The 22,487-nt window shown below is 67.3% G+C and carries 18 protein-coding genes; 11 read left to right on the top strand and 7 right to left on the bottom strand.

Annotated features, from left to right (window positions below):
• Window positions 1-433: 433 nt before the first annotated feature.
• From gjpA (ACKY0W_RS17245) to gjpA (ACKY0W_RS17235), 3 genes are all read left to right on the top strand, one after another.
• Window positions 434-1,624 carry an outer membrane porin GjpA gene (gjpA, locus tag ACKY0W_RS17245; protein WP_409435069.1) on the top strand — a complete coding sequence of 397 codons (1,191 nt, stop codon included), beginning with the start codon at window positions 434-436 and terminating at the stop codon, window positions 1,622-1,624.
• Between the two features lie 66 nt (window positions 1,625-1,690).
• Entirely contained in the window at window positions 1,691-5,065 is a 3,375-nt protein-coding gene (locus tag ACKY0W_RS17240; RefSeq protein ID WP_409435068.1) for a PGRS repeat-containing protein, read from the top strand.
• 405 nt (window positions 5,066-5,470) lie between these two features.
• Window positions 5,471-6,568, top strand: a complete 1,098-nt coding sequence (gene gjpA / locus ACKY0W_RS17235) for an outer membrane porin GjpA (RefSeq protein WP_409435067.1) — start codon at window positions 5,471-5,473, stop codon at window positions 6,566-6,568.
• 60 nt (window positions 6,569-6,628) lie between these two features.
• Here the strand turns inward: gjpA (ACKY0W_RS17235) and ACKY0W_RS17230 are convergent, their stop codons facing one another.
• Window positions 6,629-7,468, bottom strand: coding sequence for a dienelactone hydrolase family protein (locus tag ACKY0W_RS17230; protein WP_409435066.1), 840 nt, complete (start codon window positions 7,466-7,468; stop codon window positions 6,629-6,631).
• 39 nt (window positions 7,469-7,507) lie between these two features.
• Window positions 7,508-9,340, bottom strand: coding sequence for a fatty acyl-AMP ligase (locus tag ACKY0W_RS17225; protein WP_409435065.1), 1,833 nt, complete (start codon window positions 9,338-9,340; stop codon window positions 7,508-7,510).
• Window positions 9,341-9,625: 285 nt separating this feature from the next.
• Between ACKY0W_RS17225 and gjpA (ACKY0W_RS17220) the strand changes: the two genes are divergently transcribed.
• The 7 genes from gjpA (ACKY0W_RS17220) (at window position 9,626) to ACKY0W_RS17190 (ending at window position 16,077) form a co-directional block, all read left to right on the top strand.
• Entirely contained in the window at window positions 9,626-10,738 is a 1,113-nt protein-coding gene (gjpA, locus tag ACKY0W_RS17220; protein ID WP_409435064.1) for an outer membrane porin GjpA, read from the top strand.
• Window positions 10,739-10,850: 112 nt separating this feature from the next.
• Window positions 10,851-12,719, top strand: a complete 1,869-nt coding sequence (glmS, locus tag ACKY0W_RS17215; protein ID WP_409435063.1) for a glutamine--fructose-6-phosphate transaminase (isomerizing) — start codon at window positions 10,851-10,853, stop codon at window positions 12,717-12,719.
• A gap of 12 nt (window positions 12,720-12,731) precedes the next feature.
• Complete coding sequence (locus ACKY0W_RS17210; RefSeq protein WP_409435062.1) at window positions 12,732-13,289, top strand: hypothetical protein; 558 nt, start codon at window positions 12,732-12,734, stop codon at window positions 13,287-13,289.
• Window positions 13,290-13,503: 214 nt separating this feature from the next.
• Entirely contained in the window at window positions 13,504-14,325 is an 822-nt protein-coding gene (locus ACKY0W_RS17205) for a DUF4436 domain-containing protein (RefSeq protein WP_409435061.1), read from the top strand.
• Window positions 14,326-14,360: 35 nt separating this feature from the next.
• Window positions 14,361-14,987, top strand: coding sequence for a glyoxalase (locus tag ACKY0W_RS17200; RefSeq protein WP_409435060.1), 627 nt, complete (start codon window positions 14,361-14,363; stop codon window positions 14,985-14,987).
• Window positions 14,984-15,493 carry a ribonuclease HI gene (rnhA, locus tag ACKY0W_RS17195; protein WP_409435059.1) on the top strand — a complete coding sequence of 170 codons (510 nt, stop codon included), beginning with the start codon at window positions 14,984-14,986 and terminating at the stop codon, window positions 15,491-15,493. The genes ACKY0W_RS17200 and rnhA overlap by 4 nt, the downstream gene beginning before the upstream one ends.
• Window positions 15,494-15,528: 35 nt before the next feature.
• Entirely contained in the window at window positions 15,529-16,077 is a 549-nt protein-coding gene (locus ACKY0W_RS17190; protein WP_409435058.1) for a hypothetical protein, read from the top strand.
• Between the two features lie 3 nt (window positions 16,078-16,080).
• Here the strand turns inward: ACKY0W_RS17190 and ACKY0W_RS17185 are convergent, their stop codons facing one another.
• The 5 genes from ACKY0W_RS17185 to ACKY0W_RS17165 all read right to left on the bottom strand — a co-directional run bounded on the left by ACKY0W_RS17185 (window position 16,081) and on the right by ACKY0W_RS17165 (window position 21,702).
• Window positions 16,081-16,818: an SDR family NAD(P)-dependent oxidoreductase gene (locus tag ACKY0W_RS17185; protein WP_409435057.1), complete on the bottom strand. Its 738-nt coding sequence runs from the start codon at window positions 16,816-16,818 to the stop codon at window positions 16,081-16,083.
• 1 nt (window position 16,819) lies between these two features.
• The gene (locus tag ACKY0W_RS17180) at window positions 16,820-18,745 is read right to left on the bottom strand and encodes a flavin-containing monooxygenase (protein ID WP_409435056.1); all 1,926 of its coding nucleotides are present in this window, start codon (window positions 18,743-18,745) and stop codon (window positions 16,820-16,822) included.
• Between the two features lie 101 nt (window positions 18,746-18,846).
• Entirely contained in the window at window positions 18,847-19,722 is an 876-nt protein-coding gene (locus ACKY0W_RS17175) for a sensor domain-containing protein (RefSeq protein ID WP_409435055.1), read from the bottom strand.
• A 40-nt stretch (window positions 19,723-19,762) separates the two neighbouring features.
• Window positions 19,763-20,677: a sensor domain-containing protein gene (locus ACKY0W_RS17170; protein ID WP_409435054.1), complete on the bottom strand. Its 915-nt coding sequence runs from the start codon at window positions 20,675-20,677 to the stop codon at window positions 19,763-19,765.
• Between the two features lie 155 nt (window positions 20,678-20,832).
• Window positions 20,833-21,702 carry a sensor domain-containing protein gene (locus tag ACKY0W_RS17165; protein WP_409435053.1) on the bottom strand — a complete coding sequence of 290 codons (870 nt, stop codon included), beginning with the start codon at window positions 21,700-21,702 and terminating at the stop codon, window positions 20,833-20,835.
• 114 nt (window positions 21,703-21,816) lie between these two features.
• Between ACKY0W_RS17165 and ACKY0W_RS17160 the strand changes: the two genes are divergently transcribed.
• Window positions 21,817-22,464: a rhomboid-like protein gene (locus ACKY0W_RS17160; protein WP_409435052.1), complete on the top strand. Its 648-nt coding sequence runs from the start codon at window positions 21,817-21,819 to the stop codon at window positions 22,462-22,464.
• The last annotated feature ends 23 nt before the right edge of the window (window positions 22,465-22,487 follow it).

The following is a 22,487-nucleotide window of genomic DNA, read 5'->3' as shown; positions in this document are numbered from 1 at the left end:
CCGGCCTTAGAGCCAGGTATGCCCCTCGAGAGTCCACTTGGGAGGCGTTCAGCGCACCTGTCTGAACCAGTAATCCACTGACGGGTTCACGCCGCGAAGCGGACGCAAGTTATCGGCCATGAGGATTTCCGCCGGTCCGGACGCTCGTCGTCCCTCAAACGCCATTCCTCAGTGCGTTCACAGCTTCTTGGATAAGTCCACTTACGTGAACGATCCTTCCGGGGAGCGGGATTCGGATCTGCTGACAACTGCGTGACCGATAACCGCAGGTCAAAGACGGTTAACGGCCGCCGATTCGAGGCGTGGATCACGTTTGGGGCTGTCGTTGAGGCACTTCACGTTTCCAGTTGCTTCTAAGTTAAATATTAGATAGGTTCCCCGTGGTCCTACCTGCGCCTCAGGGTGCGGCGACAAGTTGTGAGGAGAAATTTTGATGCAGCAAGCACTTCGCCCCTACGCCACCGCCGGTGTCGCGATCGTGGGCGCAAGCCTGATCGCTGCCACCCCCGGTGCCACACCGGCGATCCACATGGCCATCGCACGTGACTTGGCCTTGACCGCCGGCTTCAGCCTCTCGGATTTCACCGACCCGTACGTTGCGGCCTACAACACCGCTCAGGACAACATCGCGCAGATGATGGCCTCCTACAACGCGGCGCCCAACATCGGGTTCACGCAGTTCACGAATAACGTCGAGGGCTACATCCAGAGCATGATCGACGACCCGTCGACCATCCCGGCGATGGTCAACGCGATCCAGACGGACCTCAAGAACGCGTGGTCGGCGATCACGTTGATGAATGCCGATCAGGCCACCATCAACGACGTCATCCGCCACACCATGGACAGCAGCTACACAGTGGGCAACCTCAGCGGTGGCCACGAAATCATCTTCAACCAGGTCCCGGGCTTCCTGCCGGAGGACCAGGCCGACACCCTCACCCCGATCATCAACTTCCTGGGCTCGCCGATGAGCGCCCTCATGCTCGCCTCGGTGAGTCCGTGGATCGCGCCCTGGGTCGCGTTGGGCAACAGCTGGGACGACATCAGCGACGCACTGCGTGACGGTGACACGTCAGGAGCGCTGCAGGGCCTGATCAACATCCCGGCGAACATGTTCGACGCCTCGCTCAACGGCGCCACCCTCAACCTGGACGGCCTGCTGCCGGCGATCAACGGCGCCGGTCTGCTCCCGGAGCCCATGGAGATGACCCACCTGGACTTCGCGTTCGGCGGATGGTTCAGCACCGGCGGGCATGTCACGGCCGGGCCCATGCACATCCTGGACGCCGACGGGAACGAGATCGCCACGGCGCCGGCTTCCGGCGGCTCCATCTTCAACAGCATCGGCTTCGACCTCAACACCGGTGTCGCGCTGTCGCCCACAATCCACGCGCCCAGCGACGCGATCGGCCCGTTGGGTGCCCTGCTGGGTCTGTCGCAGGTCATCGGGTCGCAGCTCGGCTGGGGTTCGTGGAGCGGCAAGGACCCGATCTTCAGCATCCCGGCGCCCGAGGGCTTCGTCGTCGACGACGGCGGCATCGACGACGGCGGTGCGGGCAGCGCGATGGCGGACAGCTTCAGCTTCGGCGACCTGCTGCAGGACCTCGGCCTGGTCGGCTGAGTCTTCGCCCGTACCCACAGCAACTTCCACTACTAGCCGAACTTTTCATCAGGAGAGGTATTCCCAATGACTCGTCGTCACACCGGTAGCCAGCCGGGTTCAGAAGGTCAGGCCGCACAGCGGCGCGGTAACCGAGCGGTCGGCACCGGCAGCGCCGTGGCAGCGTTCTTGGCCTTCGGAATGGCCCCGCTGGCCGGCGCGCCGGCGGCCCAGGCCGACGGTTTCGAGGATCTGTTCGACTTCAGTTGGCTCACCCCGACCGACGTCACCTCCGACGTCGACCCGGGACTCGCGGCCTTCGATCCCGCCGCATTCGACATGATCACCATCCTCGACCAGTGGTTCTACACCCCGCTGCACATGGGGATGACCGCCTGGATCGACAGCGACTTCGGTGCGATGGTCAACAACGCCATCAACGAAATGTCCGGGCAATACCTGATCGGTAATGGTGCGGCCGGCACGGAGCTCAACCCTGACGGCGGCGACGGCGGGCTGTGGTTCGGCGACGGCGGTGCCGGCTGGAGCAGCGATGTCGACGGCGTGGCCGGCGGCAACGGTGGCGACGCACTCGGCTGGCTGGGCAACGGCGGCGACGGCGGGGCCGGCGGGCTCGGTGCCGCCGGTGGCGACGGTGGCGCGAGCGCCTGGGGCCTGGGGCACGGCGGCGTCGGCGGTGCCGGCGGTATCGGTGGCGACGGTGGCGACGGTGGCGCCTCTGTGGCCTGGTTCTTCGGTAACGGTGGCGTCGGTGGCGATGGCGGTAACGGCGTGGCCGGCAGCTTCGCCAATGGCGGCAACGGCAACGGCACCGCCGGTGGTAACGGGGGCGCGGGCGGACGCGGCGCCTTCAACCTCGGCAACGGTGGCGACGGCGGCAAGGCCGGCGCCGGTGGCGACGGCGCGGCCGGGACCGCGGACCACCTCAACGGTGGCAACGGCGGCGCTGGCGGTAAGGGCGGCGCGGCCGGCAGCAACTTCTGGGAGCAGGGCCACGCGGGCGTTGGGGCCAATGGTGGCGCAGCCGGTAACGGTGGCGACGGCTTCAAGGACGCCGACGGCAACTACCTCGGCAACGGCGGCAACGGCGGTGCCGGTGGTGCCGGCGGAAGCAGCGGTGACCCCCTGAGCAGCACCAGCGGTGGTGTCGCGGGCAACGGTGCTGCGGGCGGTTTCGGTGGTGACGGTGTCAAGGGCGGCAACGGCGGCGTCGGTGGCGCCGGCGCGAACGCCGGTGACGGCACCGGTGGTACCGGTGGCATCGGTGGCGCCGGCGGTGACGGCGTGAGCAACGGTGGCAATGGTGGCGTCGGTGGTGCCGCTGGTGCCTCGACTGGATTCAACGCGGGCGCTGCCGGTGGTGACGGCGGCCGCGGTGGTGACGCCAGCGGCGCAGTCGGTGTCCAGGGTGTCGCCGGTAACGGTGGTGCCGGTGGTGCCGGCGGTGCAGCGGCCAGCGCGCCTGCTGGCAACGGCGGCAATGGTGGCGCGGGCGGTAACGGCGCCACCGATGACGACACCATCCAGACCTTCGGCGGTAACGGCGGTAACGGTGGCACCGGCGGTGCGCCCGGCAGTGGTGTCGGCGGCACCGGTGGTAACGGTGGCGCCGGTGGTAACGGCACGGTGGGCGCCGGTGGTGGCCTGCTCTCCGGCAATCACGCCCAAGGCGGTAACGGCGGTGCCGGTGGTGGTACCGGCCTGGCCGGCGCGGGAACCGCCGGCAACGGCGGAGATGGCGGTGCCGGCGGTAGTGGCACCGGGTGGCGCGACGTCAACGGCGACCACTTCACCGCGGGCACCGTCTACAGCGTCGGCGGTAATGGCGGTAACGGCGGATCCGGACCGTCCTCCACGGCCGGTACCGGCGCCACCGGCGGCGACGGGGGTGCCGGCGGCAACGGCGCGGCCACCGGGGTGAGCATCGGCGGCAACGGCGGCAACGGCGGCAGCAGTGCGGTCGGTGTCGGCGGCGCCGGTGGTGACGGTGGCAACGGCACCGCCAGCGGCGGTAACGGCGGCAATGGTGCCACCGGTGGCGCTGGGTCGGCCGGCGGAGCGGGCGGTAAGGGCGGCAACAGTGCCGGCACCGTGGTGCCGACCAACAACATCGGGGTCGCACCCAGCCACGCCGGCAATGGCGGTAACGGCGGCACCGGCGGTGCCAACGGGATCGGCGGTGCCGGCGGTGCCGGCGGTAATGGCGCCCTTGCGGTCAACGGCGGCAACGGCGGTAACGGTGGCACCGGCGGTACGGGCGCCGCCGGCGGCGCTGGTGGCAACGGTGGCACGGCGGACGCCGGTAACGGTGGTAACGGTGGCGCTGGTGGCGCCGGCGGCACGGGCAGCACGGGCAGCACCGGAGCAACCGGCGCGACGGCGACGGACACTGTCGCCGGCACGGCGGGTGGCAACGGTGGTAACGGATCCGCCGGCGGAGCCGGCGGCACCGGCGGCAACGGTGGTACCTCGAACACCGGCAACGGTGGCAACGGTGGTGCCGCGGGCAAGGGCGGCAACGGCGGTACCGGTGGTGCCGGTGGGACCGGTGGCGTGGACAGCGACGGCAACGGTCTGGCAGGCGGGCTCGGCGGTGACGGCGGGGCCGGCGGAGCGGCCGGGACGGCCGGCAACGGCGGTGCCAGCACCACCGGAACTGCTGGCAACTCCGGTGCCGGCGCACTGGACGGCAACGGCGGGACGGGCGGCCGGGGTGGCACCGGTGGGGCCGGGGTCGCAGGGACGGCCGGCGATGCCGGCACGACCGCGGCCGGCGGCAACGGGACCACTGGTGGCAACGGCGGCGCGGCCGGCGCCGGCGGTAACGGTGGTACCTCGGGCACCGGTAACGGTGGCGCTGGTGGCGCCGGCGGCACCGGTGGTGCCGGCGGTAAGGGTGGTGTCGGCGGTGTCGGCGGCACGAACAACGGTGCCGGCTTCGACGGCGGTACCGGTGCTGCCGGTGGCAACGGCGGTACTGCCGGGTCCGGCGGGTTGGGCGGTGCGAGCACCTCGGGAACGAATGGTTCGACCGGTGCCAGCGGCGTCGGTGGAGCCGGCGGCGTGGGTGGCACCGGCGGGGCCGGCGGCGCGGCCAGCGGTGCGGGCAACACCGCCGGTAACGGCGGCGCGGCCGGAACCGGCGGCAACGGCGGTACCGGTGGAGCCGGCACCGACGGTGTTGCCGGTGGCAAGGGCGGCGCTGGTGCCGCCGGCGGGGTCGGTGGAGCCGGTGGTGCCGGCACCGATGGGGCCGCTGGCGGTAATGGCGCCAACGGTGGCCAGGGCGGCGACGGTGGCACCGGTGGGGCGAGCACCGGAACGCCTGGCGCTGGTGGAGCGCTCGGCAAGGGTGGCGCCGGCGGCGCGGCCGGTACCGGCACCCCCGACGGGACTGCCGGCACGGTTGGCGCTTCGGGCACCGCGGGTGCAGGCGGATAGACGCCACACCACAACGGCAGCGGCCGTCGAGTCGATGAGGACTCGGCGGCCGTTGCCGTTGCTGCAAAAACCTGGTTGCGTTTGCCTGCTCGAGGCTGTCGATTCCAAACCAGAAATCTCAGTATTCCCTCATTGGAGAATGGCTTTCATCAAGATGGACATTTGGCCGCAAGATGTAATCTTGCGCGCACGTCAATAGGTGTGAGGTCGCTGGAAAGTCGTTGTGATCTGTGGTTATCTGAAAACTATTGGTGTATAGGGAATCGAAGTCTCGGGCTTCCCGCTGGATATTGGTGAATTTTGCCGATCCGAACATCTGCATTATTTCTCAGCCTAATGTCAGTTGTGTTGCATGAATTGATATGGCGCCTAAGGGGCGCGCAACGGAAATTTGAGGAGATGTCGATGCACCAATCACTTCGTCCCTACGTCACCGCGGGTGTAGCGGTGCTGGGCGCCAGCACGATCGCTGTCGCTCCGGTGGTCACCGCGTCGGCCGTCGCGCCTGCGCCAGCGCTGCGACTCACCGCCGGTGAGGGCTTCCTTGACACGTGGCAGAACGTCTTCAACACCGCGTCCGCCAATGCCACGCAGCTCGCCAACAACTACCTGATCGCCCCCGAGGTGGGGCTGCAGCAGTTCATCGTCAACCAGCAAGCCCTCTGGGCGGAGGTCTCCGACGGCACCAAGACCGTCCAGGACGCGCTCACTGAGATCCAGGGCAACTTCCAGATGCTGGGGTCGGCGCTGACGCTGAACGTCGACACCTCCGAGGACGCCGGCAAGGCCATCTGGGATGCGGTGACCCCGCATACCCTCGACGGGTTGCGCGGCCTCATGGTCAGCCTGTTGCCCGGCTTCCTGCCCGAAGACTCCGGGATCGACCCCGATCAGGTGACCGACATTCTGCAGTTCCTGTCGTCGCCGTTGAGCGCCATGCTGGTCGGGTCCCTCGGACCTTCTATCAGCCCGCTGGTGGCGTTGGTCAACAGCGTCACCGACGTTACCAATGCCCTGAACGGTGACACCCCGGACTTCGAGGCGGCGTTCAACGATCTGCTCAATATTCCCGCCAATATGGTCAACGGGTTCCTCAACGGTGCCGATCTCAACCTGGATGCGTTGCTGCCGGCGATCAACGACGCGGGTGTCTTGCCGGAGGGCATGGAGCTCACCGCGCTCGACTTCGCCTTCGGCGGACTGCTCAGCCCCGGCATCGCGGGCGGGGCCGGCGATCAGGGCACCTACACCTTTGCCGACGGCACCACGGTGGACCCGGTGGGCGGGTCGATCTTCAACAGCCTGGGTCTGACGCTCACCGGTGTTCCGATCCTTGACACGCTGACCCTCGACAGCGTGCCCATCGGTCCGATCGCGGCGATGGAGCAGTGGTCGCAGGTCATGGGGGTGCTGCTCGGCGACAACTGGGATGGCAAGGGCGCCGACCAGGTCCCGCCCCTGTTCGGGCTCGACCCGATCGGCGACATGTTGTCCGACGTCTAGACACCACAGCGGTTGCGGCCGTCGGATTCCATCCCGGCGGCCGCGATCGCTTCCCGCGCACTACTTGAACAGTGCGGCGATCTTCTCTTCCGGGCTCACCGGCTCCGGCAGAGTGTCTAATGACTCGGTCTTAGGCAGGGTCGCCCGCGGATTGGCGAATTCTCGGAACGTCTTGTCGCCCACCAGCTGTGCAAGCAGATATCCGGTCAGCAGTGCCCGGACCCGCCGCTGGGTGCGCCGGTCCGAGGTGGGCAAGCCGAAGAAGCCGGTCAGTCGGCGGCCCTGTGGAAGACCGGCCGGCGACACCTTGCCGATCACCCGCAGGGTGGAATGCTGCCACGCATGCGCCAGCTCTATCGCGTTGGAGCGCAGTGCTTTCGGGTCGTCGGGACTGCTGAACACCACGCCCGGGACGTCCAGCGTCAACGCCGCCTGCTCGGCGGGCGGGGTGGTGACGGTCGGGAAAATCGCCGCCACCGCTTTGGGTTTCACCGATAATGTGGCCGCAGCGAACACCGCGGCCGAGCCGCCGAATCCGTGACCGGCCACCGCGAGTCGGTCCCGATCGACACTGATCCGGCCCGGCCCCAATCGGACCTCGGTGGCGATCTCCAGGGCTCGGCCCAGGTCAGCGGCCAGATCCAGCGCCGAGGGTGCCAGCCCCCGTCCGGTGTCGGGGGCCGCTGCCACGATGCCCCACGAGGCCAGGTGTTCCAGCAATCCGGCGTAGCGATCGGCCCCGGTCAGCCAGTCGTGGCCGAAGGCCACCGCGGGAAGTCGATACCCGGACTGTGGGGAGTACACGACCCCGGCCAGGCCCGCATAGGCCAGGTTTCCGCGCAGGACGCGATGCGGTCCGGGACGGGTCAACGCGGCGTAAAGGCGCTTGATGCTGGCCATCTGATGACCGTAACGCACGCCGGTTCGTACGTTGAGCTCTCAGCCCTGCCGTGCCTTCCAGTACTGCAGCGCCACCGCCCGCTGCGCCGCAGCGGCGGTCTGGGCCGCCGCCAGGGGCTGCGCGGGAGCGCTGCCGGATCCCTGCGCGGCTCGCCATTGCGCCAATACGGTGAACCCTCCGTCGAGGAACTTCTGCCGGGCGGCCTGCCGTTGGATTTTGCCGCTGGAGGTGGTCGGGATCGAGCCCGGCTCAACCAGGGCGACGGTGTGGGCCCCGATGCCATGGTGGCGGGTGATCGCCGCTTTGATCGCGTCCAGCAGGCGGGTGAGGGCGGCGGGGTCGCCGGTGGCTCCGACTTCCTGTACCACCACGAGTTGTTCGCCGGAACCCGGTTTCGGCGTCACCGAAAAGGCCGCGCCGCGCCCGGACAACAGCGCTGAATGACTGCCCTGCACCGTCTTTTCGATGTCGTTGGGGTAGTAGTTGTTGCCGCGGAGAATGATCAGGTCCTTGCAGCGCCCGGCGATGAACACCTCGCCGGCTCGCAGGAAGCCCAGATCGCCGGTGCGCAGGAAGGGTCCTTCGCCGGTGTCGGCCAGGTAGGCGCCGAACGTCTGCTCGGTGTCCTCCGGTTTGCCTCGGTAGCCGTGGGCGACGCACGGGCCGGAGACCCAGATCTCGCCAACCTGCTCGGCGCCGCGGCGCCGGCGAGTCTCCGGGTCGGCGATCACGATCTGCTGATCGCCTCGAGGGCGGCCGCACCCGACCAGCTCCACGACGCCGGGATCGTCGTCGGCGGCGTCGGTGATCTCGACGACCCGATCTTCGCCGAGCGCGGTGCGGTCGATGCAGCGGATCACCGGTGCGGTGGCGTCCGATCCGCCCGAGACCAGCAGGGTGGCTTCGGCCAAGCCGTACACCGGTAGGAACGCCTCCGGCCGGAAACCGGCGGGCGCGAAAGCCTCGGCGAAGGCGCGCAGGGTGTCGGCCTGTACCGGTTCGGCACCGTTCATCGCGGTCGACCACTGCGACAGATCCAGCGCCGCGCGTTCCTCGGCGGTGCTGCGCTCGACGCAGAGCTGGTAGGCGAAATTCGGTGCGGTGGCGATGGTGGCGCGGTACCGGGACATGGCCTCCAGCCAGCGCATCGGGCGAGTGATGAAGCCGGCCGGCGACATCAGCACGGTGTTGCCGCCGACGTAGATGCTCTGCAGGATGCCGCCGATCAAGCCCATGTCGTGGTGCTGGGGCAGCCAGCAGACTGCGACTTTCTGGTCGTCGCCGCCCCACGCCTCATGGATCGCGACCAGGTTGGCCAGTAGATTGCCGTGCGTCAGGACGACGCCCTTGGGCGCCCTGGTGGAGCCCGAGGTGTACTGCAGCATCGCTGTGCTGTCGGCGCCGATGTCCGGCGGCGCCCAGCTGTCCGGGTCCGCGCCGGGGTCGTCCGGGGCCAGCCATCGCAGCGGCCGTTTGGTCATACCGTCGACCTTCGCCCTGAGTTTGTCTTGTGTCGCGGAGTCCGCCAGGGCGAAACCGGCCCGCGCATCGGGGGCGATCAGCGTCAATCGCCCAAGCCGATCCTGCACCGGCACGGCAACCGCGCCGGCGTACAGGCAGCCGAAGTAGGCCGCGACGCTGTCGAGGCCCGGCCGGCAGATGACAAGCACGCGGCGTCCCGCCGCTCCCTGTTGTTGCAGGGCGGCCGCGATCGCCCGCGCGCTGCGGTCGAGTTCGGCGTAGGTCAGCCGCCCCTGTTCCTCCAGGCCATCCGGGGCGAACACGAACGCGACCTTGTCCCGATAGCGATCGGCCTGCTGACGTAGCAGTTCCACCAGGGTGCGCGCGGTGGCTGGGTTGTCCTCTGGCATGTCGTCACCTAGACCGTCGTTTGCTGGCCGACCCCGCCTCGGGTCTTCGTGCGGATTCCCAACATAACCGCTGGGGACCGGAGCTGAGCCGGGTTGGCCGCAACGTGCTGGGAGCAGCCCAAGAAAGTGTCGGAGTCGAAAACGCCGCGTCGGTGCCGAAACGCCCGGCAGCGATGCCGGAAATCTGGGAACTGAGCCTTGCGTCACAGCTATTTATTAAATATGATCTTCCTCACACTCAGTTATTTCCGCTGGCAAGACACTGGATCTTGAGGAGTTGCTCAAATGAATCCGACACTGCGCCCCTTCGTCACCGCCGGAATCGCGCTGGTAGGTGCGGGCATGATCACTGTCACGCCGGTGGCCACGCCGTTGCTCGAAGCTCACACGGTTCATGACGTCGCGTTGACCGCCGATATCGATTTCACGGGGGCTTGGGCCGACGCCTTCAATACCGCGGAAGTCAACTTCGAGCACCTGCAGACCGCGATGCAGGACGCCAACAGCGCACTGAGCGAAGCGCTCAGCAACGCCGATCTGAGCAACCTGGACCTCGAACAGCTGGGTGCCGCCCTGACGTTCCTTGGTGGTGACCAGAAGGGCTTCCTCAACCCGCTGGCTGAATTTACGACCAGCCTCCCGTCGGGCGACGGTGGGATTGGGAGTCCAGACTTCTTCCTGGGCAACTTCTTGCTTTACGGCCTGCTCAGCAACCAAGGGGAAGCCTTGGCTCCCGGGCTCATCCCGGCAATTCCCGACCCGATCCCGGAGATCGTCCAGGTCTTGGCCTCGCCGCTGTCCGGGTTGCTGATCGGCGCACTGGGGCCGTCCCTGTCGCCGTTGGTGGCGCTCATCAACAGCATCGAAGCCATCAGCGCCAATCTCGGCGGCGACAACCCGGACACCACGGCGGCGTTGCAGGAGCTGATCAACATTCCGGCCAATATGTTCAACGGCCTACTCAACGGCGCCACGCTCAACCTGGACGCGTTGATCCCGATAGTCGCCGACGCCGGCCTGCTGCCGGAGGGCGTCGCCGTTTCCGGCCTGAGCTTCGCCTTCGGCGGGCTGCTGTCCCCGGGAGAAGTCGGCGGCAATATCGATGCGTTGTCCGCGGAGGAACTCCCTCCGCCCATCTACGGCGGCGGCTCGATCCTCAACGCGCTCGGAATCACCATTTCGGTCACCGACCCACTCACCCTCGACCTGACCTTCGGCCCGGGGCAGGGGGTCGGGTTGGCCGGCGCGTTGGCCGGCTTGGAGCAGGTGATCGCATTACTGCTCACTGGCGACCTGGACTTCGACGGGCCTCCTCCCGAGGTTGAGCCGGATCCTGGCGCGGCTACCGACTTCGACTTCGGCGCCCTGTTGGCAGACCTGTTCGGTGGTGCGCAGTAGCGAGTAGCGGCAAGCCTCGGCCTGAAACGGTAGTTCCACGGCTCGCAGCCGGGAAGCCACTGACCTGCGCGGTTGACGGGACCGGGCTGCCGGTGCACTACCCTGAACAGCTATGTGTGGAATCGTCGGCTACGTCGGGCAACGCCCTGCTCGCGACGTCGTCGTCGAGGCCCTGCGTCGCATGGAATACCGGGGCTATGACTCCGCGGGCATCGCCGTCGTCGACGGAATCGGGCAGCTGACCGTTCGGCGCCGAGCGGGCCGGCTGGCCAACTTAGAAGCCGAACTGGCCGCGACCGATCCCGCGCTGCTGGCCGGGGGCACCGGGCTGGGCCATACCCGCTGGGCAACTCATGGCCGCCCCACCGACCACAACGCCCACCCGCACTGCGACGCGGCCGGCAAGTTCGCCGTGGTGCACAACGGCATCATCGAGAACTTCGCGGTGCTGCGCGACGAGCTGGAACGCGCCGGAGTGGAGTTCACCAGCGAGACCGACAGCGAGGTGACAGTCCACCTGCTGGCCCGCCAATACCGGGACGGTGACACCGCCGGGGACTTCGTCGCCTCGGCGCTGGCGGTGCTCCGCCGGCTGGAGGGCCACTTCACCGTGGTGTTCGCCCACGCCGACGAGCCGGGCACGATCGTGGCGGCCCGTCGGTCCACCCCGCTGGTGGTCGGTATCGGTGACGGCGAGATGTTCCTGGGCTCCGACGTGGCGGCGTTCATCCCCTTCACCCGCGAAGCCGTCGAGCTTGGGCAGGACCAGGCGGTGGTCATCACCGCCGACGACTACCGCATCACCGATTTCGCGGGCAACGACGACGCCGCCAACGCCCGGCGTTTTCACATCGACTGGGACCTGTCTGCCGCCGAGAAGGGCGGCTACGAGTACTTCATGCTCAAGGAGATCGCTGAGCAGCCCACCGCGGTGGCCGAAACCCTGCTGGGGCACTTCGAGGACGGCCGGATCGTGCTCGACGAGCAGCGCCTGAGCGACCAGGAGCTGCGCGAGATCGACAAGGTGTTCGTCGTGGCCTGCGGCACCGCGTACCACTCCGGTCTGTTGGCCAAGTACGCGATCGAGCACTGGACGCGGCTGCCGGTGGAAGTCGAACTGGCCAGTGAGTTCCGTTACCGCGACCCGGTGCTGGACCGCAGCACCCTGGTGGTGGCGATCAGCCAGTCGGGCGAAACCGCCGACACCCTGGAGGCTGTCCGGCACGCCAAGGAGCAGAAGGCCAAGGTGCTCGCGGTCTGCAACACCAACGGCTCGCAGATCCCGCGGGAGTGCGACGCGGTGCTCTATACCCGGGCCGGACCGGAGATCGGTGTCGCGTCCACGAAGACGTTCCTGGCCCAGATCACCGCGAACTACCTGGTCGGTCTGGCGCTGGCGCAGGCCCGGGGTACCAAGTACCCGGACGAAGTCGAGCACGAATACCGGCAACTGGAGGCGATGCCCGAACTGGTGTCGCATGTGCTGGAAGGCATCGACTCGGTCGCCGAGTTGGCGCGGCAGTTCGCGTCATCGAGTGCGGTGCTCTTTCTTGGTCGCCACGTCGGCTACCCGGTGGCACTGGAAGGCGCGCTCAAGCTCAAGGAACTGGCCTACATGCACGCCGAAGGCTTTGCCGCCGGTGAACTCAAGCATGGCCCGATCGCACTGATCGAGGACGACCTTCCGGTGATCGTCGTGATGCCTTCGCCCAAGAACGCGGCGATGTTGCACTCCAAGCTGCTCTCCAACATTCGCGAGATCCAGGCCCGCGGTGCCGTCACCATCGTGATCGCCGAGGAGGGCGACGAGACGGTGCGTCCCTACGCCGACCATCTGATCGAAATCCCTGCGGTGTCAACGCTGTACCAGCCGCTGCTGTCGACCATCCCGCTGCAGGTGTTTGCCGCCGGGGTGGCGCAGGCTCGCGGCTACGACGTGGACAAGCCGCGCAACCTGGCCAAGTCAGTCACCGTCGAGTAGCGGGAGCATTCAGTGCGACAATTGTTGGCGGTGGTGTGCGCCGCGATGGCGGTGCTGGCGCAGGCGCCGAATGCCGGTGCGGCGAACGAGGTTCCCGACCTGGGCCCGCTCTTCGACGACAGCGGACCGCTGCCCGGTTCGGTCGCTGACCTCACCGGAATCCCGGATCTGGCGTTTACCACCCCGTCGGGTCTGGCCTGCCGGAAGAGTCGCGGGAAAGTGACGCACAGTGTGGCCTGTGCCGGGAATCTCGTTGGCGCCCCGGCGGGAACCCGCAGCGTCAGCCTTGGGACCGTCTACGCCGACGGCAACGGCCCGGCACAGTTCATGTCGATGGCGCCCGCCGGGCTCCTCGGCGATCCCGCAAAGGTTCCGTCGATCATGTTGGCGCCCGGCCACAAGATCGTGTTCTGGGATTTCTCGCCCACCGAATCGCTGGTCTGCGGCGCACCGATGGGTACCGAGGTGGCCTGTGTGCTCAAGGCTGCGCGCGAGAACGGCGCCAAGAGCGGCGGCCCGGCGGTGACGCACGGATTCGTCATCTCCGCGCCGAACAGCGAAGTCTTCTAACGCGGCACAGATTCGCGGCAGTGCCGGAATCTGATTGCAGCAGCTCGATTGTGTGGCGCCCGTCCGCCGAAAACTCGGCGGCATTCGCGGCGGCGATGAGACGATGCAGCCGTTGTTGTCGACTGCGAAGCTGACCGAGTGAGGGAGAACAGACTTGTCCAACGTTGAGCCTGCTGTTCACGTCAACCGGCCCAGACTGCTTCTGATTCTCGGCATGACGATCTTCTTCGTCGCGTCCTACCTCGTCACCGTTGCGCTGTATGAGCGCGCGGGGTGTGGATGCCCGCGCCACCTCACCGAAGGTCTGGCGTCGGCCGACGGCACCACCGTGACCATCGACATCGAGGACCTCCAGACGGTCAAGGGCACATTGACCGGCAAGGTCACCATCACCCCGGGGGCCGATCTGCTCGATCCTGTCCGGCATGGGCTCACCGAAGAACTGAGCATCGCGGTGCACTCCGCGGTCACGCCGACGAAGCGCACCTGGACGAAGGGCATGGTGCCCGGTGAGTTCCCGGTGCCCTTGACCATCTCCGGTAACTCGGCGAAGTGGCCGTTCGACCACTATCAGACCGGGCCGATCACCGTCGATGTCGTGCGCGGGGATGCCACGATTCCGGAACGGATGTCGGTGACGTTCGTCGACCATATCGCCGGTTGGAAGAACGAGATTGTCAGCGACCGCGAGGATGGTGGCCCATACCGCATCACGCTGCACCGGTCGCCGAGCACCATGGCGTTCGGTGCCGTGATCGTAGGCGTCTTGATCGCCCTTGCCGCGGTGGCCGTCGTCGTCGCGAACCTGACGTTCCTGGGCTGGCGCAAATTCCAGCCGCCGATGACGACCTGGTATGCGGCAATGCTTTTCGCGGTGGTCCCGCTGCGAAACGCGCTGCCGGACGCTCCGCCGATCGGATCCTGGATTGACGTCACGATCACGCTCTGGGTGATCGTCGCGCTGGTGATGTCGATGCTGCTGTTCATCTACTGCTGGTGGCGCGACCTGAAACCCGAGCCCGTCACACCGGCCTGACAAGATGCGCGGCAAGCCGCAGTACTGTGAGCGGCATGTCGGTCACCGTCGACGAACTCCATCTTGCCGATCCGGCTGACACGTGGCGGTCGGCGGGGTTCAGCGTGGACCCCGACGACGTCTGCCGGGTGGGTGAGGTTCGGCTGCGGCTGACCGGGGGCGGCACCGGCATCCTCGGGTGGGCGCTGCAGGGCTTGCCCTCCGGCGGCCCGCTCGACGGTATCCCCACCTCCCGTTCCATTGCGGTGGCCACCGAGCCGGCCACGCATCCGAACGGCGTGATCTCGATCGATCACGTTGTGCTGTTGTCCCCCAACCTGCCTCGCACCGTCGAGGCATTGGTTGCCGTCGGACTGCAGTCGCGCCGGGTCCGCGACGCCGAACTCGGCGGCCGGCCGATGCGGCAGATCTTCTTCCGGCTGGGTGCGGTGATCCTGGAAGTCGTCGGGTCGCCCGACACGGAGGCGGACGGCCCGTCATCGCTGTGGGGTATCACCTACGTCGTCGCCGATATCGAGGCGACGGCGTCGTTCTTCGGCGAGCGCACGTTGCCGGTGAAGGACGCCGTGCAGCCCGGTCGCCGGATCACCACGCTGCGGCATCGCGATCTGGGTATGTCGGTCCGCACCGCGATGATCTCGCCGCCTATCCTCGGCCGATGACCGAATCCACCGATGACGTGGTCGTCATCCATACCGACGGTGGGTGCCGCCCCAACCCGGGCCCCGGTGGGTGGGGCGCGGTGCTGCGCATGCGCCACCACGTCCGCGAGATGTGCGGTGGTGAGCCCGGCGAGACGAGCAACAACCGGATGGAGCTGACCGCGCCGATCGCGGCGCTGGAAGCCCTCACCCGGCCCGCGGTGGTACATCTGCACACCGACAGCACGTATGTCCGCAATGGCATCACCAAGTGGGTGTCAGGCTGGGAACGCAACGGCTGGCTTACCGCCGCCAAGCAGCCGGTGAAGAACGTCGACCTGTGGCAACGGCTTCAGGCCGCCTGCGCACGTCACCAGGTCGAGTGGTTCTGGGTGAAAGGTCATTCGGGGGTCGCCGACAACGAGCTGGCCGATGAGTTGGCAACGCGGGGCCTACAGGAAGCGATCGCCGCTTCGGCCATGCGCACCGTGGCCGGCGACATTGACCAGCGAGCCCGCCGCTCGTAGTTTTGAAGATCTGACGGCGAACAGGGAGGCTTCGGGTGGTGCGGCGAGCACTGGTAGTGGCGGTCAGCTCGGCTGCACTGCTGATGACGGTGCCGAACGCCGTGGCGGCACCGGGCTTTCCCGACGTGGACTCCCTGATCGATGACAGCGGACCGCTGCCCGGCTCGGTCAGCGACCTGCAGCAGGCTCCCAACGTCGTCTTCGCTACCGAATCGGGGCTGGTCTGCCGGGCGCGGCAGGGCAGGATCACCCACGAGGTCAACTGTGAGGGCGACATTCCGGGGGCGCCGCGCGACGCCGGCTCGGTACAGCTGCCCGGGATCTACGGGAAGGAAAGCATCCCGGCGCGTTTCCTTCCCGCTCCGCCGGACTCGCTGCTCGCCGGAAACCCCCCGGCCGCAAAACTTCCGGTGGGCCACAAGATCGTGTTCTGGGACTTCTCACCCGCCCAGTCGATGGTCTGCGGGGTTCCGCCCTCCACCGACTTGGTCTGTGTGCTCAAGGAGCCCCAGGTGCGCGGTGCGGTGAGTCCGGTGGCCGCCCACGGCTTCGTCATCGCCGCACCGCAGAGTTGGGTCTTCTAAACCTCACGGATGCCGGGCGGTGACTCCGCCGTCGACGACGATCTGGGTTCCGGTGATGAACGACGCCCGGGGCGACATCAGGAACGCCACCGCCTGGGCGACCTCGGCAGGCTGACCGATCCGCCCCAGCGGCGCGGCGGCCACAAAGCCGGCCGCGACTTCTTCGACGTCGAGTGCGATCTGCAGCATCGGTGTTTCGATGAAGCCAGGGCAGACCGCGTTGATACGGATTCCGGCCGGACCCAGCTGGGCGGCCATCGACCTGGTCAGCCCCAGCAGTCCGGCCTTGGAGGCGCAGTAGGCCGGGATGAACGGGTTGGCGGTCAGCCCTTCGATGCTCGAGATACCGACCACCGCCGGGTCGCCGCCGGCTCGGGCGACGGCCTCCAGGTGAGGCAGCATCAACTGCACCAGCATCGCCTGGGCACGCAGGTTGACGCTCATCACAGCGTCCCAGGATTCGCCGGTGTAGGCGCCCACCGGTTCGGGCAGCACCCGGCCCGCGGCATGCACCAGCCCGTCGATTCCGTCCAGCGCCTCAGCCGCTACCGCGACCGCGGCGGGCATCCCGGCGTCGTCGCAGACGTCGATCACCGCACCGGGCATTCCCAAATTCTCGGCCACGTTCAGGACCGTTGGGGCTATGTCCCACAACGCAACCCGGCGGCCGTCGGCGACCAGGGCCTGGGCGCAGGCCCGGCCGATTCCCGATGCTGCCCCGGTGACGACGACTCCGCTCAACTCAGCGCTCCTTTGCGATGACGAACTGCGACCAATCTGGTTCACGCACCGCCGACCAGTACTCGTCGAGCCGCCACGGGCTCACGGTATGGATCTCGCCGTCGGCGTTCTTGAAGTAGGAATGCTTGACCGCCGGATGCGCCCACACCGTCTTGGTGATCGCGGCCTGGGTGGCCTGATGCCACTCGGTGGCCGCCCGCACGGTCGGCTCGATCGAGTGCAGCTGTTCATCGGCGAGCTTGGCCAGGCAGGCGTCGATGTAGCGCATCTCCAACTCGGAGTTGAAGATCAGGCTGCCGCCGTGTGCCAGATGCGCGCCGGGGCCGTAGAGCACAAAGAAGTTCGGGAAGCCGGGCACGGTGATGCCCAGATACGCGTACGGCTTGCTGCCCCACAGCGCGTGCAGATCGGTGCCGTCGCGGCCGGTGATGCGCATCGGCCACAACACATCGGTGTGCCGAAAACCGGTGGCGTACACGATCACATCCACCTCGTGGTGGACGCCGTCGTCGGTCTCCACGCCTTGCGGGGTGATTTGCCGAATGGCGGTGCGGTCCAGTTCGACATTCTCGCGCCGCAGGGTTTTGAGCCAGGTGCCGTTGTCCTGCAGGGTGCGCTTGCCGGTCGCCGGATAGTCCGGCAGCACCTTGGCCAGCAACTCGTCGTCGTCGCCCACCTGATCGGTGATCCAGCCGGTGAACATCTGCCGGGCCAGGGCGTTGATCTCGCTCACCGCGTAGTCCTGGTCGGGATAGTCCGGGTCTACCCGGGCGGCCTCCAGGCCCTTGTCGGCGCCGGGCCACAGCAGCAGGAAGCGGTACCAGCGGCCGTAGAACGGCAGGTGCTCCAACGCCCAGCGCACCCCGCCGTCGACCGCGTCGTGATACATCGGGTTGGGGAACATCCACTGTGCGGTGCGCTGAAACACCGTCAGATGAGCCACTTTCTCCGCAATCGCCGGTGCGATCTGAAATCCACTGGCGCCCGCCCCGATCAGCGCGACCCGCTTACCGGTCAGGTCGACGCTGTGATCCCACGCCGCAGAGTGAAACGACGGCCCGGCGAAACCGTCCGCCCCGTCCAGATCGGGCAGATGCGGCCGATTGAGCTGACCGACCGCGGTGATCACCGCGCGCGCCGACAGCGCGGACACCGCACCGTCGGCGGTGCGGGTGGTCAGCGTCCAGGTTCCGTCGCCCTCGTCCCAGACGGCGTCGGTGACCTCGGTGCCCCACCGAATATGTTCAGTCAGGCCGTGTTTGGTGACCAGATCGCTGAAGTATGCCCGCAGCTCGGGTTGTTCGGCGAAATAGTGGCCCCAGTCGTTGTTGGGTTCGAAGCTGTAGCAGTAGAAATGGTTCGCGACATCCACCCGAGCTCCCGGGTAGTCGTTCTCCCACCACGTTCCGCCCGGGCCCTCGTTCTTCTCGATGATCGTGAAGGGAATACCGGCCTGGGCCAGCCGAATTCCGGCCAACACGCCCGACTCGCCACAGCCGATCACCACCACCGACAATTCCGCCGCGCGTTCCACCGGCGCTGGACTGCGCGGGTCGACCCCGTCGAGGTCGAGTTCTTCGGAGAGCAACCCGAGATAGGCATCGGGCACGGTCTCGCAGGCCGCCCAGTCCATCATCTCCTTGACCAGCTCGGCAGGCAGGGGAGCGGGCTGCGGGCAGCCGCGATCGCGATAGTCGGCGATCACCGGCAGCGCTTCGGCGCGGGCCCGGGCCTTGTCCTCTTCGGACATGAACCCCTGGATCTCGTTGAGGAAGATCCCGTTCTGTCTGAAGTCCCGGATAAAGCGGGGGTCGCCGGTGATGTGCACGCACGACAGCAACAACGTGGGGATGGAGACCTGCTCCAAGGCCGCGGCGATCTCAGCATCGGCGGTGGTGAACGGTTCCCCGGCGTAGCGGTTGCGCAACGGCTCGGCCCTTTCCCTGTATTCGCTACTGTGCGACGCGAAATTGAATCGGACGATACGCGAGGCGCAGGGGCTGATCAAGGGATTGGGTGGCCGGCGGCTCACCCGGCCGCGTCGACCTTCGAGGTGATCGAGTCGAGCAGCGTCTGTACTGCCGCTACCGAATCGCTGTACCCGCACGCGTTGACGCGGACAACGACGTTGTTGCGCACGGTCAGTCTGGATTGACACGTCCAGCCGTTGCCTCGGGCGTTCGACGTAGTGGCAGCGAGCACTCCGTCGGAGTCGCTGACCTTGCCGACGTACCAGAGCACATCGGGTGATTCGGTCGCACTGGCAGCGCGGCTGTTGACAATACGGAGGTTGCACTTCCGCCACGCAGAGCTCTCACTGGTGTAAAACGTCCGGGCTGCGTCGGCTAGCGGGTAGGTGGCTACGCTGAGCGTCACATGCTTCCACAGCTTGGCGGGATCGAGATCGGCCGGACTGTTCCATTGTTGCCAGCGGATAGCGGTCCACCCGGAGCCTGCGTAGTCCCGCGGAGCCACGCCGATGACACCTTGACAATCGGCATCCACCGGCTCCTCGGTGGCAATACCGTCGCCGTGAGCGACGAGGCCGATGTCGGGTGCGCGCACCGCAGTAGACACCACGCCACTGTCCGGCAACAGGCCGTCGATGGCCGAGGCGGAAAACGGTGCCCGGTGGCTCGATGTCGCGGGTGCCGATGTCGTGGTGGGGGATTGGGCAATCTCGTGTCGGTCACGGCCTACGACGGTCACGCTGAGTACTACGACGATCGCCGTCAGCACGCAGATCAGCCCCACCAGCAGCCATATCAGCCGTCGGCCGCCATTCGGTGGTGGATTCGGTGGCCAGAACGGCGGTGCCTGACTGCCTGGTGAGACGGGTCCGTTGATCGGCGCGAATCGCATCGGATCATAGGGGTTGGGAGTCCGACCCTGCGGTTCACTCATTGGTGCACTCCACTTCCCGTCGGGCCTGTCGGAAGTCAGCTCAGCCGGCCGCGTCGACCTTCGGGGCGATCGAGCCGAGGATCTCCTGCGCCGCATTGGCCGGGATGCTGTTACCGCAGACATCGGCCTGCGCAACGACGTTGTTGCGGATGGTCAGGGCGTCCTGGCATGACCAGCCGCCGCCGCCCTCACTGATGGCGGTCGTCTTGACCAGCTCATCGGACTCGGTGACCTCGGTGACGGTCCAGAAAACGCGTGGCTCATTGTCGCCGCTGGTCACGGTCATGTTCAGGGTGCGGCCGGCGCACCTTTTCCACTTGTCGCTCTGCTTCGCGTAGAAGGCCTGCGCGTTCTCCGCCCGCGGAAAGGTCGCCACCGACACCAACAGACCGTGCTTCAGGTCGTGGGTGTCGATGTCGGGCGGGCTGTACCAGCGCTGCCAGCGGATCGCGGTCCAACCGGTACCGGCGTAGACGGGACCCGAGGCGACCGAACTGATGCCCTGGCAGTCCGCGTCCACCACGGTGACCTCATCCATCGCCTCACCACTCATAACGACACCGAGTTCGGGATCGGCCACTGCCGCGGCGAGAGCCTCCTGGCGAGGCAGCAACTCCTCAATCTTGGAGACCGGCACCGGTGACTTGTCAGCGGATGCCGATGCCGTCGCCGAGGTCTCCGTTCTTGCGGCGGGCCTGGCCGTGTCGTGCCGGCTACGCCCGGACAGTGTCACGGTGAGCACGATGCCGATCACCGCGACCACGGCGACCGTGGCCAACAGCGCCCACATCTTGCGGCGGTTGGGCCCCGGTGACCCCGGTGGGGGTCCCCCGAGCCCAGGCGGCAGCGGCGGCACCGGGTATTGCCCGCCCGGGAATGGCTGGATGGGCCGGTTCATCGGCGCAAATTGGGGCTGGGTGTACTGATTGGGTGTCGGACCGTGCGGTTCGCTCATTGATGCCCCCACATCCCAACGGGGCCGGTCGCAGGCGGACAGCCCTCACTCGCGTGTGACGTTATCAGCGGTTGGGCTATCACGGTCTGCACTGACAATGCGAAGCTGCACGCCGTCGCAGCGGTGAGAATCGACGCGAACCGCTTGTGCCCGAGTCAGGCCGCCGCGTCGATCTTCGCGGTGATCGAGGCGAGGACCTTCTGTGCCGCATCGCCAGACGGGGTAAGGGCGCACAAATTCAGCTGCGTGATGATGTTGTTGCGCACCGCGGTCGTGAGCCCGCAGGACCAACCGGCACCGCCCTCACTGATCCCGGTGGTACTGAGTACACCGTCGTTTTCGGTGACCGCTCCTACGGTCCAGAAAGCGTCGGTTGGGTTCTCCAGGTTTGTTACCCGCATGTTGACGGTACGGTCAGAACACGACTGCCAGTCGGTGCGCTGTTTGTGGTAATAGCTGCGGGCGGCTTGGGCAGAGGGGTAACTCACCACCGATGTCAACATCTGATGCTCCAGCTTCTCCGGTTTGGGTTCGGCGGGACTGTTCCAAATCTGCCAGCGGACGCTGGTCCAACCCGAGCCCGCATAGACCGGGCCCGCGGCGACGAAGCTCATCCCCTGGCATGATTTCTCCTCCACGGCCCCGGGGAACATGCTTTCGCCTTTGTCCACAATGCCGATCCCAGGGTCGGCCGTCGCGTCGCGGACGACATCCGCGGCCGGCAGCAAGGTCTCGAGCACCGAGACGGGTACCGGCGCCCTGTCGCCGGAGCCGGACTCTGCGGTGGCATGCGCGTTCTCCTGCCGGTCGCGCCCGACGACGGTCACGCCGAGCACTACAGCGGTCACGGTCAGCACAATGACCAGCCCCAGCAGAGCCCAAATCAATCGGCGGTTGCGTTGCGGCGGTGGACCGGGTGGCCACGACGGCGGGAACTGTCCGCCCAGCGGCGGCATGGGCCGGCTGGTGGGCGCAAATTGTGTTGGGTCGTACGGATTGGGAGTTGGACCGTGCGGTTCGCTCATCGGGGCACCCCCGTCCCGTCGGGGCCGGTCACAGGCGGACGGGCCTCACTGGCATGAGACGTTATCAGCGGTCGGTCTGTCCGTGTCTGCATCAACCATGCGACGCTGTACGCCGTGGCGGACGTCAGAACGCGCCTGGCCGCGGTGTGGCACTTCGTGCACACCGCGCCGCTGACCTACCTGTGGCTGGCGGTGCTGGGAGTCACCACCGTCATCCAGCACCTGGTCGGCCGGCGCCTGCACACCATGCTCGTCGAGCAATCCACCAACCTGCACCATCTGGCCACCGACCCGCTGGAGGTGCTGGTCTCCAGCCTGCTGTGGATCGACGGCAAGGACTGGTCGCCGTACCTGGTGCTGTTCACCCTGTTCCTGGCGCCGGCCGAACATTGGCTGGGCCACCTGCGTTGGCTGATGGTCGGATTGATCTCCCACGTCGGTGCCACCTACGTCAGCGAGGGTGCGCTGTACGCGCTGATCCACCTGCACCGGGAATCGGAGCGCCTCACCTACGCCCGCGACATCGGCGTCAGTTACTTCCTGGTCGGGTTGATGGCGGTGCTCACCTACCGGATACGTCGGCCGTGGCGCTGGGTTTACCTGGCCGGCCTGGTCGTCATCTTCACCGTGCCGCTGCTCATCAATCCCGACTTCACCGCGATCGGCCACGCCGCCGCCCTGGTGATCGGGTTGTGCTGTTACCCGCTGACTCATCCCCACCATCCGCTGCGACATCACCCGAGTACCGCCGGCGGCCACTAGCCTGACAAGCGCGAGCAGCGCGA

The organism is Mycobacterium sp. SMC-14 (genome assembly GCF_046250075.1).
Classification (GTDB): Bacteria; Actinomycetota; Actinomycetes; order Mycobacteriales; family Mycobacteriaceae; genus Mycobacterium.
This window is presented reverse-complemented; position numbering and strand designations above follow the sequence as displayed.

Coding starts and splice junctions, on each gene's coding strand:
- ACKY0W_RS17170 (WP_409435054.1), bottom strand. CDS start 20,677: ATGAGCGAACCGCACGGTCCGACACCCAATCAGTACACCCAGCCCCAA.
- ACKY0W_RS17205 (WP_409435061.1), top strand. CDS start 13,504: ATGACGATCTTCTTCGTCGCGTCCTACCTCGTCACCGTTGCGCTGTAT.
- ACKY0W_RS17165 (WP_409435053.1), bottom strand. CDS start 21,702: ATGAGCGAACCGCACGGTCCAACTCCCAATCCGTACGACCCAACACAA.
- gjpA (WP_409435064.1), top strand. CDS start 9,626: ATGAATCCGACACTGCGCCCCTTCGTCACCGCCGGAATCGCGCTGGTA.
- rnhA (WP_409435059.1), top strand. CDS start 14,984: ATGACCGAATCCACCGATGACGTGGTCGTCATCCATACCGACGGTGGG.
- ACKY0W_RS17230 (WP_409435066.1), bottom strand. CDS start 7,468: ATGGCCAGCATCAAGCGCCTTTACGCCGCGTTGACCCGTCCCGGACCG.
- ACKY0W_RS17175 (WP_409435055.1), bottom strand. CDS start 19,722: ATGAGTGAACCGCAGGGTCGGACTCCCAACCCCTATGATCCGATGCGA.
- glmS (WP_409435063.1), top strand. CDS start 10,851: ATGTGTGGAATCGTCGGCTACGTCGGGCAACGCCCTGCTCGCGACGTC.
- ACKY0W_RS17240 (WP_409435068.1), top strand. CDS start 1,691: ATGACTCGTCGTCACACCGGTAGCCAGCCGGGTTCAGAAGGTCAGGCC.
- ACKY0W_RS17225 (WP_409435065.1), bottom strand. CDS start 9,340: ATGCCAGAGGACAACCCAGCCACCGCGCGCACCCTGGTGGAACTGCTA.
- ACKY0W_RS17200 (WP_409435060.1), top strand. CDS start 14,361: ATGTCGGTCACCGTCGACGAACTCCATCTTGCCGATCCGGCTGACACG.
- gjpA (WP_409435067.1), top strand. CDS start 5,471: ATGCACCAATCACTTCGTCCCTACGTCACCGCGGGTGTAGCGGTGCTG.
- gjpA (WP_409435069.1), top strand. CDS start 434: ATGCAGCAAGCACTTCGCCCCTACGCCACCGCCGGTGTCGCGATCGTG.